General features: G+C 72.4%; 8 protein-coding genes. 4 read left to right on the top strand and 4 right to left on the bottom strand.

Features of this window, described 5'->3' with window-relative positions; translation table 11 throughout:
• Nucleotides 1–68 precede the first annotated feature (68 nt).
• Nucleotides 69–1,562: a 30S ribosomal protein S1 gene (gene rpsA / locus KUM39_RS25240; protein WP_217788079.1), complete on the bottom strand. Its 1,494-nt coding sequence runs from the start codon at nucleotides 1,560–1,562 to the stop codon at nucleotides 69–71.
• A gap of 342 nt (nucleotides 1,563–1,904) precedes the next feature.
• Here rpsA and KUM39_RS25245 point away from each other — a divergent pair, with 342 nt between their 5' ends.
• Both KUM39_RS25245 and hrpB read left to right on the top strand, forming a co-directional pair.
• Nucleotides 1,905–2,762, top strand: a complete 858-nt coding sequence (locus KUM39_RS25245) for a class I SAM-dependent methyltransferase (protein WP_217788080.1) — start codon at nucleotides 1,905–1,907, stop codon at nucleotides 2,760–2,762.
• Between the two features lie 365 nt (nucleotides 2,763–3,127).
• Nucleotides 3,128–5,614, top strand: a complete 2,487-nt coding sequence (gene hrpB / locus KUM39_RS25250; RefSeq protein WP_217788081.1) for an ATP-dependent helicase HrpB — start codon at nucleotides 3,128–3,130, stop codon at nucleotides 5,612–5,614.
• A gap of 99 nt (nucleotides 5,615–5,713) precedes the next feature.
• Here hrpB and KUM39_RS25255 read toward each other — a convergent pair whose 3' ends face one another.
• Nucleotides 5,714–7,483, bottom strand: a complete 1,770-nt coding sequence (locus KUM39_RS25255; RefSeq protein ID WP_217788082.1) for a lytic transglycosylase domain-containing protein — start codon at nucleotides 7,481–7,483, stop codon at nucleotides 5,714–5,716.
• Nucleotides 7,484–7,888: 405 nt separating this feature from the next.
• Here KUM39_RS25255 and KUM39_RS25260 point away from each other — a divergent pair, with 405 nt between their 5' ends.
• The gene (locus KUM39_RS25260) at nucleotides 7,889–8,734 is read left to right on the top strand and encodes a DUF4184 family protein (RefSeq protein ID WP_217788083.1); all 846 of its coding nucleotides are present in this window, start codon (nucleotides 7,889–7,891) and stop codon (nucleotides 8,732–8,734) included.
• A 15-nt stretch (nucleotides 8,735–8,749) separates the two neighbouring features.
• On the opposite strand, the gene KUM39_RS25265 is transcribed toward KUM39_RS25260, so the two are convergent.
• Nucleotides 8,750–9,151, bottom strand: a complete 402-nt coding sequence (locus KUM39_RS25265; RefSeq protein WP_217788084.1) for a hypothetical protein — start codon at nucleotides 9,149–9,151, stop codon at nucleotides 8,750–8,752.
• 427 nt (nucleotides 9,152–9,578) lie between these two features.
• Nucleotides 9,579–12,305 carry a DNA polymerase I gene (gene polA, locus KUM39_RS25270; protein WP_217788085.1) on the bottom strand — a complete coding sequence of 909 codons (2,727 nt, stop codon included), beginning with the start codon at nucleotides 12,303–12,305 and terminating at the stop codon, nucleotides 9,579–9,581.
• A 417-nt stretch (nucleotides 12,306–12,722) separates the two neighbouring features.
• On the opposite strand from polA, the gene KUM39_RS25275 reads away from it, so the two are divergent.
• The gene (locus KUM39_RS25275; RefSeq protein ID WP_217788086.1) at nucleotides 12,723–15,047 is read left to right on the top strand and encodes an FdhF/YdeP family oxidoreductase; all 2,325 of its coding nucleotides are present in this window, start codon (nucleotides 12,723–12,725) and stop codon (nucleotides 15,045–15,047) included.
• Nucleotides 15,048–15,091: the final 44 nt, after the last annotated feature.

A 15,091-nucleotide genomic window follows, 5' to 3' on the forward strand; every position in this document is an offset into this window, starting at 1 on the left:
CGAAAGGTACGGCCCCTCAAGAGACCTCGGCTCAGCCGGAGTTACCGGCTAGGCACAGCGGTGAGCGGTCAGCTCTGGCCACCGGCGAGCTTCTCACGCAGCGCGGCGAGCGCCTCGTCGGAAGCCAGCGCACCGGAGGTGTCCGCACCCTCGGAGGAGTACGAACCGCCACCCGACGCGGCCGGAGCGGCAGCCTCGCCGCCCTCGGCGGCAGCGGCGGCGTCGGCCTCGCGGGACTTGATGACCTGCTGCTGGTGCTGCTCGAAGCGGGTCTGGGCCTCGGCGTACTGGCCTTCCCACGCCTCGCGCTGGGTCTCGTAGCCCTCGAGCCAGTCGTTGGTCTCGGGGTCGAAGCCCTCGGGGTAGATGTAGTTGCCCTGGTCGTCGTAGGACGCGGCCATGCCGTAAAGGGTCGGGTCGAACTCGACCGACGCCGGGTCGGCACCGAAGGACTCGTTGGCCTGCTTGAGGGACAGCGAGATCCGGCGACGCTCCAGGTCGATGTCGATGACCTTGACGAAGATCTCGTCGTTGACCTGGACGACCTGCTCCGGGATCTCCACGTGGCGCTCGGCCAGCTCGGAGATGTGGACCAGACCCTCGATGCCCTCGTCCACGCGGACGAACGCACCGAACGGAACCAGCTTCGTGACCTTGCCGGGCACGACCTGGCCGATCTGGTGGGTGCGGGCGAACTGCTGCCACGGGTCTTCCTGGGTCGCCTTCAGCGACAGGGAGACGCGCTCGCGGTCCATGTCCACGTCGAGGACCTCGACCGTGACCTCCTGGCCGACCTCGACGACCTCGGAGGGGTGGTCGATGTGCTTCCAGGACAGCTCGGAGACGTGGACCAGACCATCGACGCCACCCAGGTCCACGAAGGCACCGAAGTTGACGATGGAGGAGACCACGCCGGAGCGGACCTGACCCTTCTGGAGGGTCGTGAGGAAGGTCTGGCGGACCTCGGACTGGGTCTGCTCCAGCCAGGCACGGCGGGACAGGACCACGTTGTTGCGGTTCTTGTCCAGCTCGATGATCTTGGCCTCGAGCTCCTTGCCCACGTAGGGCTGGAGGTCGCGGACACGGCGCATCTCGACCAGGGAGGCCGGGAGGAAGCCGCGGAGGCCGATGTCGAGGATGAGACCACCCTTGACGACCTCGATGACGGTACCGGTGACGATGCCGTCCTCTTCCTTGATCTTCTCGATGGTGCCCCAGGCACGCTCGTACTGGGCGCGCTTCTTCGAGAGGATCAGGCGGCCTTCCTTGTCCTCCTTCTGGAGAACAAGGGCTTCGATCTCGTCGCCGACCTTGACGACCTCGTTGGGGTCAACGTCGTGCTTGATCGAGAGCTCGCGGCTCGGGATAACACCTTCGGTCTTGTAACCGATGTCGAGCAGGACCTCGTCCCGGTCGACCTTCACGATGACGCCGTCGACGATGTCGCCGTCGTTGAAGTACTTGATCGTCTCGTCGATCGCGGCGAGGAAGGCTTCCTCGTTACCGATGTCGTTGACCGCAACCTGCGGGGTGGTGGCGGTGGTCTCGGTGCTGCTCGTCATGTGGGAAAGGGCTCCGGTACGGACATTGAAGTCGTAGGTACTGCTACGCCGGGAGCCCGTGATCGCTCTGAAGAAGCCGGACAGCCAAGGAAGCGCCTCACCGGTAACTGGTGATGGCGCCTCGACAACCGAGGGGACATACAGCAGAAGCGAGCGCAGCCTGCTACGTCTGAGGTGCGCAGGCCCGCAGCGCAACTTGTAGCATACGGGGGCAGCCGGACAGGGTCAATGCGCGAAGGCGCACACCCGCGACGGATCGCCGCAATTCCGGCACATCAAATCGTCCCACGAGGCCGCCCTGTACGGCGCGTCCCCCTTCCGTGACGTTCGTCGCGCCGGGCGGTGGGACGGAAGAGTACGACGAGGGAGCCGATCATCCAAGAGCCGGAAGGGCACGGACCCGAGGGGTTCGAGCCGGAAGCGACCCGGCGTGACGCCGGGGTGTCCGAGAGTGCCCGCGCCAACCGGGGCTGGTGGGACCGCAACGCGGACGAGTACCAGGTCGAGCACGGCACGTTCCTCGGCGACGACCGTTTCGTCTGGTGCCCGGAGGGGCTGGACGAGGTGGAGGCCGAGCTGCTCGGCCCGCCGGAGGGTCTGAAGGGCCGGGACGTGCTGGAGATCGGCGCGGGCGCCGCGCAGTGCTCGCGCTGGCTGGCCGCGCAGGGTGCCCGGCCTGTCGCCCTGGACCTCTCGCACCGCCAGCTCCAGCACGCGCTGCGGATCGGCGGGCCGTTCCCGCTGGTGTGCGCGGACGCGGGCGCGCTGCCGTTCGCGGACGGGTCGTTCGACCTGGCGTGCTCGGCGTACGGGGCGCTGCCGTTCGTGGCGGACCCGCGGCTGGTGCTGGGCGAGGTCCGGCGGGTGCTGCGGCCGGGCGGACGGTTCGTGTTCTCGGTGACGCATCCGGTGCGCTGGGCGTTCCCGGACGAGCCTGGCCCGGACGGGCTGACGGTCTCCTCCTCCTACTTCGACCGCACTCCCTATGTGGAGCAGGACGACGAGGGGCGCGCGGTGTACGTGGAGCACCACCGCACGCTCGGGGACCGGGTGCGGGACGTGGTGGCGTCCGGTTTCCGGCTGGTGGATCTGGTGGAGCCGGAGTGGCCGGCCTGGAACAGCTCGGAGTGGGGCGGCTGGTCGCCGCTGCGCGGAGGGCTGATTCCGGGGACGGCGATCTTCGTGTGCGAGCGGCACTGACCCCTTCTCCGAACCGGCTCCGCCGATTCCCGGGACCGGGACCGGCTCAACCGACTCTCGGGACCGGTTCCAGCGACTCCCCGGGGCCGGTCGCGCCGACCGTGCCGACCGTCAGGGGCGGTCGCGTGGATTCCCGGACCGGCCCCGTCGTCCGTCGCACACCGGGTGTCCCCCTCATGGGCGGGGGGACACCCGGTTTTCTTCGGTGGGGCCACCCTCCCCTCCGGCAGGGGGGCGGTCGGCCTGCCCGGCACGGGGGACACCCGGATTCATTCGCGGCGTGGACGTCCCTAGCCTTTTGCCAGAGGACATGCCCGGCTTCGGCACGGGACGGCCCGTGGGGGTCTACGACACTGGAGGGCTCGATGCGTGACGACGTGCTGGACGCGTTGCCCGTCCGTTCCGCTCTGCCCGCGCTGCGCGACGCCCTGGCGGGGGACGGTACGGCGGTGCTGGTGGCGCCGCCGGGGACAGGCAAGACGACGCTGGTTCCGCTGGTGCTGGCGGGGCTGGTCGGGGGTGGGCCCGCGCGGCGGGTGGTGGTGGCGGAGCCGCGCCGGATCGCGGCACGGGCCGCCGCCCGGCGGATGGCGTGGCTACTCGGGGAGGATCCGGGCGTGAGCGTGGGCCACACCGTGCGCGGGGAGAGAGTGGTGGGCCGTCACACACGGGTGGAGGTGGTGACCACCGGTGTGCTGCTCCAACGGCTCCAGCGGGACCCAGAGTTGCCGGGGGTGGACGTGGTGGTGCTGGACGAGTGCCACGAGCGGCATCTCGACGCGGACACGGCGGCTGCGTTCCTGTGGGACGTACGGCAGACACTGCGCCCGGAGCTGCGGCTGGTGGCGGCGTCGGCGACGACGGACGCCGAGGGGTGGGCGCGGCTGCTGGGCGGGGCTCCGGTGGTGGAGGCGGCGGGGACCGCGTTTCCGGTGGAGGTGGTGTGGGCGCCGCCCGGGCGGCCGGTGCGTCCGCCGCACGGAATGCGGGTCGATCCGGCGCTGCTCGGGCATGTGGCGTCGGTGGTGCGGCGGGCGCTGGCCGAGCGGAGCGGGGACGTGCTGTGTTTCCTGCCGGGTGTCGGGGAGATCGCGCGGGTGGCGGGGCAGTTGGGCGAGCCCGCCGGGGTGGAGGTGCTCCAGGTGCACGGGCGGGCCCCGGCCGCCGTGCAGGACGCGGTGCTGGCGCCGGGGCGGGGGCGGCGGGTGGTGCTGGCGACATCGGTCGCGGAGTCTTCGCTGACGGTGCCGGGGGTGCGGGTGGTGGTGGATGCGGGGCTGGCGCGGGAGCCTCGGGTGGACCATGCGCGGGGGCTGAGCGGGCTGACGACGGTACGGGCGTCGCGGGCGGCGGGGCGGCAGCGGGCGGGGCGCGCCGGGCGGGAGGCTCCGGGCACGGTGTACCGCTGCTGGGCGGAGGCGGAGGACGTGCGGCTTCCGGCGTTCCCGGCGCCGGAGATCAAGGTGGCCGATCTGACCGCGTTCGCGTTGCAGGCGGCTTGCTGGGGTGATCCGGACGCGTCGGGTCTGGCGCTGCTCGATCCCCCGCCGGGCGGGGCGATGGCGGCGGCGCGTGAGGTGCTGACGGCGGTGGGCGCGGTGGATTCCGGCGGGCGTGCCACCGATCGCGGTGTCCGGCTGGGGCGGCTCGGTCTGCATCCCCGTCTCGGCCGTGCCCTGCTGGACACGGGCGCGGCGGGTGCACCGGCGGTGGCGCTGCTGTCGGAGGAGCTGCCGCGCGAGTACGGCGACGATCTCGCCGCCGCGCTCCGGCGCGTCCGGCAGGGCGGTGACGCGTACGCGGGGCGGTGGCGGGCGGAGGTGCGTCGGCTGCGGGCGGCGGTGGGGGCGTCCGGTGATGAACGGAATGTCGGGGAGGACGCGTTGGCGGGCCGGGTGGCGGCGCTGGCGTTTCCGGAGCGGGTGGCGCGGCTGGACGGCGGCTCGTATCTGACGGTGTCGGGGACGCGGGCCGAGCCGGTGGAGGGGTCGGGGCTGCGCGGGGCGCCGTGGATCGTGGTGGCGGTCGCGGACCGGCCGACCGGGCGCGGGCACGCGCGGGTGCGGGTGGGGGCGGCGGTGTCGGAGGAGGTGGCGCGGGCGGCGGCCGGGGCGCTGCTGGACGCGCGGGACGAGGTGCGCTGGGCGGACGGGGACGTGGTCGCCCGGCACGTGGAGCGGCTGGGCGCGGTGGAACTCGCCGTACGGCCGCTGCGGAACCCCGCTCCGGCGCTGGTGCGCGAGGCGCTGTTGGACGGACTGCGCGGGGAGGGGACGGGGCTGTTGCGGTGGACGGCGGACGCGTCGGTGCTGCGGCAGCGGCTGGCGTTCCTGCGGGCGCGGGTCGGCGGGGAGTGGCCGGATGTGTCGGAGGCGGCGCTGCTGGCACGGGCGGACGAGTGGCTGGAGCCGGAGTTGTCCCGGTCCCGGCGGCGGGCGGATCTCGGGCGGATCGACGCGGGGCAGGCGCTGGCCCGGCTGCTGCCGTGGGCGGGCGGGGAGGCGGCGAGGCTGGACGAGCTGGCGCCGGAGCGGATAGCGGTGCCGAGCGGGTCGCGGGTCCGGATCGACTACGCCGATCCCGAACGGCCGGTGCTGGCGGTCAAGTTGCAGGAGATGTTCGGGCTGCGGGACACGCCGGTGGTGGCGGGGGTGCCGCTGCTGGTGCATCTGCTCTCCCCCGCCGGGCGGCCCGCCGCTGTGACGGCCGACCTGGCGTCGTTCTGGGCGGACGGCTATCAGGGGGTACGGGCGGAGTTGCGGGGGCGGTATCCGAAGCATCCGTGGCCGGCCGATCCGGCGGGGGCGGAGCCGACACGGCATACGAACGCGCGTCGTGCGTCGGGGGGTTGAGGGGAGGTTCGGCAGGTCATCGGCGAGGGCGCCCCTCCGCCGGTGCGGTGGGGCGCCCTCGTGGTGCGCGCGTCTCGAGTCCGGGGTCGTGGGGACCCGTCAGGAAGCGGTGCCGCTCGGGGTCGGGGTCGGGGTGGTGTCGGGTGCGGTGACCTTCAGTTCGACGGTGACGGTGCCGCCGCCGGGGGTGGTGATCCGGAGCAGGAAGGTGCCGGTGGTGTCGTCGGCGTACAGCTTCGGGAGGGTCAGCAGGCCCTTGTCGTCGGTGAGGAGGCCGGTGAGGGTGCGGACCGGCTTGCCGTCGGCGTCCTTGAAGTAGGGGCCCTTGTCGGTGGCGGTCGGGTCGTCGGCGGCCTTGATGAGGGTGGCGGTGGCGGCGACCTTGTCGGCGGCGGCCTTCTTGTAGGTGGCCTTCAGCTGGAGCTGCTGGGCGAACTCGCCGCCGGGGGTGCAGGTCAGCGGGGTGTCGTCGGTGCGGGTGAGGGTGTCGGCGGCCCGCTCGGTGACGGTGGCCTTGTAGGTGACGCCCTTGGCCCGGTGGCCGACGATGACGGTGGTGACGGTGAAGTCGCCGGTCTTCTCGCCCGCCTGGAGCGCGGGCGCGGTGGCCAGGCCCTTGGTGTCGGTGGCGATGGTGGCGACGGTCTCGCCGCCCGCGAAGGTGGCGTCGGTGTCACCGGTGATGGTGAACCGGACGCGGACCTTGGGGACTCCGGCGCCCGCCTTAGTGACGGCGCGGGTGGCGATCTTCGCGTCGAAGGCGTGTCCGGCCATCGTGGTGAGCGGGGCGGTGCCCGCGTCCGCGAGGTGGTCCACCGACTGGGAGTTGGTGGGCGGGGTGGTCGGCGTCGAGGGGGGCGGGGTGGGTGTCGTCGGCGGCTTGGGGGTGGTGGGCGGCTTGGGCGTGGAGGAGCCGTGGCCGCCGCCGTTGCCGGTGGTCGGGGGCGCGGAGGGCGTACCGGAGTGCGAGGGCGGGGGTGACGTCGGCGGGGAGGTGTGCCCGCCGGTTCCGCCGGAGGTGCCCTGGTCGCTGCGGCGCGAGGGGACGGAGCCGGTGCCGTTGGGCACGGAGTGGGTGCCCTTGCGGTAGAACTCGAGCCAGGTGAGGACGAGGTTGAGGTAGTCCTGCGAGTTGTTGTAGCTGAGGATCGCGGTGCGCAGGCCCTGGTCGGTGCCGAGGTTCCAGTCGTAGCGGCACAGGTAGTGGCCGGCGGCGAGCGCCGCGTCGTAGATGTTGTTCGGGTCCTTCTTGCCGTCGCCGTTGCCGTCGCGGCCGGCCCACGCCCAGGTGGAGGGGATGAACTGCATCGGGCCGACGGCCTGGTCGTACGTGCTGTTGCCGTCGTAGGCACCGTGGTCGGTGTCCGGGATGAGGGCGAAGCCGTTGCCGTCGAGCTGCGGGCCGAGGATGCGGCCGATGGTGTTGCCCTGGGCGTCCACCTTGCCGCCGCGTGCCTGGCCGGACTCCACCTTGCCGATGGCGGCGAGGAGTTGCCAGGGCAGGTTGCAGCCGGGCTTGGAGGTGCGGAGTTCCGCCTCGGCGCGCTTGTAGGCGTCCAGGACGGTCGCGGGTATCCCGGCCTCGGCGTCGCCGCGCGAGACGGGGGTGCCGATGGTGGACGGCGGGGTGCTCGGGTCGGGGCTCCTGAGCGGCGGAAGGTCCGTGTAGTACGGGGAGTCGCCGGTGGCGTGGCCGTCGGCGGCGATGTCGGGGGACGGGGCCACGGAACCGGCGGTCGCCGGTCTTCCGTGGTCCTCCTCGCCGGTCGCGCCCGGAGCCTGGGAAGCGGACAGAGCCGCTACCGCCGCCGCGGCCACGGCGGTGGTCGCCGCTCCCTTGCGCAGCCGCCTGCCGATGTGCGCCGCCATAGAGTGAACCCCTCCCGAGGACGCGTGCGCGTCCTTGTGCTCGCCTGTCTTCCTCGCACTGGTGTGACGGTTGACCCGGTGCTCTGGTTGCCCCCGTGCCGCCGGAAGTTCCGTGTGACGTGCGTTCGCGGATGTCCCCCGGACGCGGCGGCCCACGTGACCCTACGACAACTTGCCTGCCGGGGGCACCCGTTCGTGCCCGGTTTTCACCGGTTGGCCATCTACCGGCGGCCGGGGACAAGAGGTGCGGCTCGCGCATACTGAACGGCGTCGCGGATGCGGGGTGCTCGGGCGCTGCGGGGTGCGGCGCCCGTTCCACCGGGCGCCGCACCGGACTTGTCGGTTTCCGGCGCTTTGTTTTCCGGGCCGGTGCTCCGTACAGCCGGTTCCTTCGAGGGGGATGCCTTGCCGTTCACACTCAGCCATGCCGCCGCCGTGCTGCCCGGTGTGCGCCGGGACGGGAGCGGGCGGGGCGTGTTGGTGCCGTCGGTGCTGATCGCGGGGTCCTTCGCGCCGGATCTGACGTACTTCGCGGCGAGCGCAGTGCCGGAGGCGATGGAGTTCGGCACGTACACGCACTCACTGCCCGGCGTGGTCGGTGTGGACGTGCTGATCGCCTGGGTGTCGGTGGGGCTGTGGCTGTTCGTGCGGGAGCCGCTCGTCGCGTTGCTGCCCCGGCGGTGGCGGGGCGCCGCGGCCACGCTGACCCGGTGCGGGGTGCCACGGGCGCGGGCCGGGAGCGGTGCGGTGCTCCGGTGGTACGTCTCCGCCCTGCTCGGCGGGCTCACGCACGTGACCTGGGACGCCTTCACGCACCACGACCGCTGGGGCTCCCGGGTCCTCCCCGTCCTCGCGCGGCCGTTCTCGGGGTTGCCCCTCTTCACCTGGCTCCAGTACGGCACGTCGGCACTGGCCGCCGTGGTCATCGTCCTGTTCCTGGTGCGTGCGCTGCGGCACGTGCGGGGTGCCGAGCCGGTCGGCGTACCCGTGCTGTCCACGGCGGACCGCTGGTGCGCCGTGGGCGTACTGCTGCTCTGCGCGGTGCCCGCGGCGGTACGGCGGGCCATCGGCTGGTGGGACTACTGGGGCCGGGTCGCCACCCCGTGGGACCTGATCCCCACGGTGTGCTTCGGGGCGGGGGCCGGGCTGGTGGTGGGGGTGCTGGCGTACGCGGCGGGTGTACGGGTGCTGCGGCGCCCGGAGAGCGCGGCGACGGCCGGAGAGCGGCGGGACTCGCTGGGCGTGCGCTGAGGCCGCGCCGAGGGGTCAGCCCGCGTCGCCCGGGCCGGGTTCGAGTGTCTGCGGGGCCGACGGGCGGGGGCTCCTGCCGGTGGGCGGCTCGGTGACGCGCGCGACGAAGACGGTGAGGGTGCGGCGGGGGCCCCGGCGGTGCCTCGGCATCACGTTCAGCAACAGGGCGGCGTAGCCGCGTGCCAGATCGGGCCAGGCGCGCCAGTCTGGGACGTGCCGGGTGTGTGCGGTGAGGTGTTTCCGCAGTTTCTTCCGCAGGTGCTGCCCCAGGTCGGACGGGATGCGGGCGGTGCTCGCGTTCCCCGCGACGGCCGGGACCGGCGTCTGTGGCCGCGCCGGTTCCGGTGTGGGGACGATCCACAGCGGTACCGCGTGGCGCGGTTCGGCCGGGCGGCGGTTCAGCAGGCGTATACCCATGTCCGCAGTCTCGCGGGCGCGGGCTCGCGGGGGCGTTCTGGCGGGGGCCACGTGAGTGAAACGGCCTCCGGCGGTTCGGCAGGGTGGGGGTTGGGGGCGGGGGGGTTCTTTCGGGTGCGGGTCCGTGGGGGCTGGTCGCGCAGTTCCCCGCGCCCCTTGAGGGGTGGGGGCTGAGGTCCCTTGTGTCTGCGGGTTCGCCGTGGTTCCTCGCGCCGTTCCCCGCGCCCCTTGGGGAGTGGGGGGCTGAGGTCCCCTGTGTCTGCGGGTTCGCCGTGGTTGGTCGCGCCGTTCCCCGCGCCCCCGGGGAGTAGGGGGCTGAGGTTCCCCATGCCTGCGAGGTCGCTGTCGTCGGTCGCGTCGTTTCCCGCGCCCCCTGGGGGTGCGCCCGCTGGGGCGGCGCCGGTGGGGAGGGGGCGCGGGGGTGGGGTCAGTGGGCGGCTGATTCCCAGTTGGGGCCGGAGCCGACGGAGACGTCGAGGGGGGCGCGGAGGGAGACGGCGGTGGCCATCTCGCGGCGGACGATCTCTTCGGTGGCGGCCCGTTCACCGGGAGCGATTTCGAGAACGATTTCGTCGTGGACCTGGAGGAGCATGCGGGAGGTGAGACCGGCCGCGCGGAGGGCACGGTCCACGTTGAGCATGGCGATCTTGACGATGTCGGCGGCGGTGCCCTGGATGGGCGCGTTGAGGGCCATGCGCTCGGCGGTCTCGCGGCGCTGCCGGTTGTCGCTGTTGAGGTCGGGGAGGTAGCGGCGGCGGCCGAAGAGGGTCTCGGTGTAGCCGGTGGCGCGGGCCTCGTCCACGGCGCGGCGGAGATAGTCGCGTACGCCGCCGAACCGCTCGAAGTAGGTGTCCATCAGTCCGCGCGCTTCCCCGGCGTCGATGTTGAGCTGCTGGGAGAGACCGAACGCGGACAGCCCGTAGGCGAGGCCGTAGGACATGGCCTTGATCTTGCGGCGCATCTCCGCGTCCACGGCGTCGCGGCCGACGGAGAAGACCTGGGAGGCGACGGTGGTGTGCAGGTCCTCGCCGGAGGTGAACGCCTCGATGAGCCCGGCGTCCTCGGAGAGGTGGGCCATGACGCGCAGCTCGATCTGGCTGTAGTCGGCGGTCATCAGGGACTCGAAGCCCTCGCCGACGACGAAGCCGCGGCGGATGGCGCGTCCCTCGTCGGTGCGGACGGGGATGTTCTGCAGGTTGGGGTCGGTGGAGGAGAGACGGCCGGTGGCGGCGACGGTCTGGTTGAAGGTGGTGTGGATGCGGCCGTCGGCGGCGACGGTCTTGATCAGACCCTCGACAGTGACGCGGAGCTTGGCCTGCTCGCGGTGGCGGAGCATGATCACCGGCAGCTCGTTGTCGGTCTGCCCGGCCAGCCAGGCGAGGGCATCCGCGTCGGTGGTGTAGCCGGTCTTCGTCTTCTTCGTCTTCGGCAGGGCGAGTTCGTTGAAGAGGACTTCCTGGAGCTGCTTGGGCGAGCCGAGGTTGAACTCGTGTCCGGCGGCGGCGTGCGCCTCCTTCACGGCCTGCTGGACCGCGCCCGCGAACATCTGCTCCATCGCTTCGAGGTGCGCGCGGTCGGCGGCGATGCCGTGCCGCTCCAGCCGGGCGAGCAGCACCGAGGTGGGGAGTTCCACGTCCCGCAGCAGCTCGGCCGCGCCGACCTCCGCGAGCCGGGTCTCGAAGGCTTCGCCCAGGTCGAGCACCGTACGGGCCTGGATCATCAGCGCCTCGGCCTCGGCGCCGTCGTCCGCGCCGAAGGCGAGCTGGCCGTCGGCGGCGGCGGCCGGGCCCAGCTCGCGGTGCAGGTACTCCAGCGAGAGCGCGTCCAGGTCGAAGGAGCGGCGGCCGGGCTTGACGAGGTAGGCGGCGAGCGCGGTGTCCATCGAGACGCCCTCGACGCTCCAGCCGTGCTCGGCCAGGACCCGCATGGCGCCCTTGGCGTTGTGCAGCACCTTGGGGCGGCCGGAGTCGGACAGCCAGGCGGCGAAGGCGTTCTCGTCGGCCTCGTCCAGTTCGGCGGGGTCGAACCAGGCCGCCGCTCCCCCGGCGGCGGCGAGGGCCACCTCGGCGACCGAACCGGTGCCGAGGGCCCAGGTGTCCACGGTGGCGACGCCGAGGGTGCCGGTGCCGTGCTCCGCGAGCCAGGGGGCCAGCTCCCCGGCGCCGACGACCGTGCCGTCGAGTTCGACGCCGTCGGTGGTGACCGGGGCGGCCTCCACCTCCTCGGCACCGGGGTCCACGGCGAACAGTCGCTCCCGCAGCGAGGGGTTGCGGATCTCCAGGGTGTCCAGGATCAGCGCGACGGCCTTGCGGTCGTACGGCGCGCGCTCCAGCTCCGCGACGGTGCGCGGCAGTTCGACGTCCCGCTCCAGCTCGGTGAGGACGCGGTTGAGCTTGACGGACTCCAGGTGGTCGCGGAGGTTCTGCCCGGCCTTGCCCTTGACCTCCTCGACCCGCTCGACGAGTTCCGCGAAGGAACCGAACTGGTTGATCCACTTCGCGGCGGTCTTCTCGCCGACGCCGGGGATGCCGGGCAGGTTGTCCGACGGGTCGCCGCGCAGCGCCGCGAAGTCGGGGTACTGGGCGGGCGTCAACCCGTACTTCTCGAAAACCTTCTCCGGGGTGAACCGGGTCAGCTCGGACACGCCCTTGGTCGGGTAGAGCACGGTGGTGTGGTCGGAGACGAGCTGGAAGGAGTCGCGGTCACCGGTGACGATCAGCACATCGAACCCGGCGGCCTCGGCCCTGGTGGCGAGGGTGGCGATGACGTCGTCGGCCTCGAAGCCGCCGACGGCGAAGCGGGGGGCGCTCATCGCGTCGAGGAGTTCCCCGATCAGCTCGACCTGGCCGCGGAACTCGTCGGGCGTCGTGGAGCGGTTCGCCTTGTACTCGGTGAACTTCTCCGAGCGCCAGGTCTTGCGGGACACGTCGAAGGCGACCGCGAAGTGCGTGGGCGCCTCGTCACGGAGGGTGTTGGCGAGCATCGACGCGAAGCCGTAGATCGCGTTGGTCGGCTGGCCCGTCGCGGTGGTGAAGTTCTCCGCGGGCAGCGCGAAGAACGCGCGGTAGGCCAGCGAGTGTCCGTCCATGAGCATCAGCCGGGGACGGGTACCGCTCGGGGTCGGTTCGGTCTTCTTCGATGCTTTCTCTGCCACGCCCCCGATCCTGCCACGCCCCACTGACACTCCGGTCCGCCCACGGACTCCCGCACTCCGGCGGGCAGCCCGACCAGGGGCGCCAGCGGGCTCCGGCGGGCAACCCGGCCAAGAGCGCAAGCAGGCTCCGGCAACCAGCCCGGCGAGGGCCGTCCGCGGGCTCCGACAGGCGCCCGGTTGGGGTTGTCCACAGGCTCCGCGACCACCCCGGCCGGGGTTGTCCACAGGCTCGGCGGGCTCGGGCGTTCTCGGGCTACGGTCATTCCCATACACGGCCGATCACGCTCCGTGCCCCGGCCCGCGGCCCCCATACCGCCGGTCACCCGCACAGGATCGCGTGACAGGATCGACGGCGGAACACGTGTACGCGCGGCGAACACACGACTCATCGAGCAGGAAACCGGAAAGGAGCGGGCGATGGCGACGAAGGCACCGAAGGGTGATCCGGTCCAGGACGCACCGCAGGTCACCGAGCCCCACCACGCGGCGGCGGGACTGCCCGCCATCCGGCACACCCTGCAGATCGCCCAGCGGCAGATGGGAGTGAAGCGCACCGCACTGACCCTGCTGCGGGTGAACCAGAAGGAGGGCTTCGACTGCCCCGGCTGCGCCTGGCCGGAGCCGGAGCACCGGCACACCGCGGAGTTCTGCGAGAACGGCGCGAAGGCGGTGGCGGAGGAGGCGACGCTGCGCCGGGTCACGCCCGCGTTCTTCGCCGAGCACCCGGTGGCGGACCTCGCGGAGCGCAGTGGGTACTGGCTGGGTCAGCAGGGGCGGCTCACCCACCCCATGTATCTGCCGGAGGGCGCGGACCGGTACGAACCGGTGAGCTGGGAGCGGGCGTTCGACATCGTCGCGGAGGAGATGACCGCGCTCGCCTCCCCCGACGAGGCGGTGTTCTACACCTCGGGCCGCACCAGCAACGAGGCCGCGTTCCTCTACCAGTTGTTCGCCCGCGAACTGGGCACGAACAACCTGCCCGACTGCTCCAACATGTGCCACGAGTCCTCGGGTTCGGCGCTGACGGAGACGATCGGCATCGGCAAGGGCAGTGTCCTGCTGGAGGACCTGTACCAGGCGGAGCTGATCATTGTCGCCGGTCAGAACCCCGGCACCAACCACCCCCGCATGCTGTCCGCGCTGGAGAAGGCGAAGGCCAACGGCGCGAAGATCATCAGTGTCAACCCGCTGCCGGAGGCGGGCCTCGAACGGTTCAAGAACCCGCAGACCCCGCAGGGCATGCTGCGCGGAGCGGCGCTCACCGACCTGTTCCTGCAGATCCGCATCGGCGGCGACCAGGCCCTGTTCCGGCTGCTGAACAAGCTGGTGCTGGAGACCGAGGGCGCGGTGGACGAGGAGTTCGTGCGGGACCACACGCACGGCTTCGAGGAGTTCGCCAAGGCCGCGCGGGACGCCGACTGGGACGAGACGCTGGCGGCCACCGGGCTGTCCCGCGCGGAGATCGAGCAGGCGCTCGGCATGGTGCTGGGCTCGCGGCGCACCATCGTGTGCTGGGCGATGGGCCTCACCCAGCACAAGCACTCGGTGCCGACGATCCGCGAGGTCGTCAACCTCCTGCTGCTGCGCGGCGACATGGGCCGGCCGGGTTCGGGCGTGTGCCCGGTGCGCGGTCACTCCAATGTGCAGGGCGACCGCACGATGGGCGTCTTCGAGCGGCCGGCGCCCGCCTTCCTGGACGCGCTGGAGAAGGAGTTCGGGTTCGCGCCGCCGCGCGGGCACGGGTACGACGTGGTGCGGGCCATCCGGGCGCTGCGCGACGGCGAGGCGAAGGTGTTCTTCGCGATGGGCGGCAACTTCGTCGCCGCGTCGCCCGACACCGAGGTGACCGAGGCGGCGATGCGCCGGGCGCGGCTGACCGTGCACGTGTCCACGAAGCTGAACCGCTCGCACGTGGTGACCGGCGCGCGGGCGCTGATCCTGCCGACGCTCGGCCGCACCGAGCGTGATGTGCAGGGCTCCGGCGAGCAGTTCGTGACCGTCGAGGACTCGATGGGCATGGTGCACGCCTCGCGCGGGCGGCTCGCCCCGGCGGGCGCGGAGCTGCTGTCCGAACCGGCGATCGTGTGCCGGATGGCCCGGCGGGTGCTGGGCGCGGACAGCGTGGTGCCGTGGGAGGAGTTCGAGAAGGACTACGCGACGGTCCGGGACCGGATCGCGCGGGTGATACCCGGTTTCGAGGACTTCAACGAGCGGGTGGCCCGGCCGGAGGGCTTCACGCTGCCGCACGCGCCGCGTGACGAGCGCCGGTTCCCGACGGCGACCGGCAAGGCGAACTTCACGGCGGCGCCGGTGGAGTTCCCCGAACTGCCCGCCGGACGGCTGCTGTTGCAGACGCTGCGCTCGCACGACCAGTACAACACCACGATCTACGGGCTGGACGACCGTTACCGGGGCATCAGCAACGGCCGCCGGGTGGTGCTGGTCAACCCGGAGGACGGCGCGGCGCTCGGCGTGGCCGACGGGTCGTACGTGGACCTAGTGGGCGAGTGGAAGGACGGTGTGGAGCGGCGGGCGCCCGGTTTCCGGGTGGTGCACTACCCGACGGCGCGGGGCTGCGCGGCGGCGTACTACCCGGAGACCAATGTGCTGGTCCCGCTGGACGCCACCGCCGACATCAGCAACACCCCGGCCAGCAAGTCGGTCGTGGTCCGGCTGGAGCGGTCGGAGCGCGGGGCGAAGGGGCGCGCGGAGGCCGGTCTGCGAGAATCGGCGGCCGGCTGAGCGCCCGCTCGGGCGTGGCAGGTGGACGACGGACGGAGCCGTAT

Source organism: Streptomyces corallincola (assembly GCF_019104725.1).
GTDB classification, from domain to species: domain Bacteria; phylum Actinomycetota; class Actinomycetes; order Streptomycetales; family Streptomycetaceae; genus Streptomyces; species Streptomyces corallincola.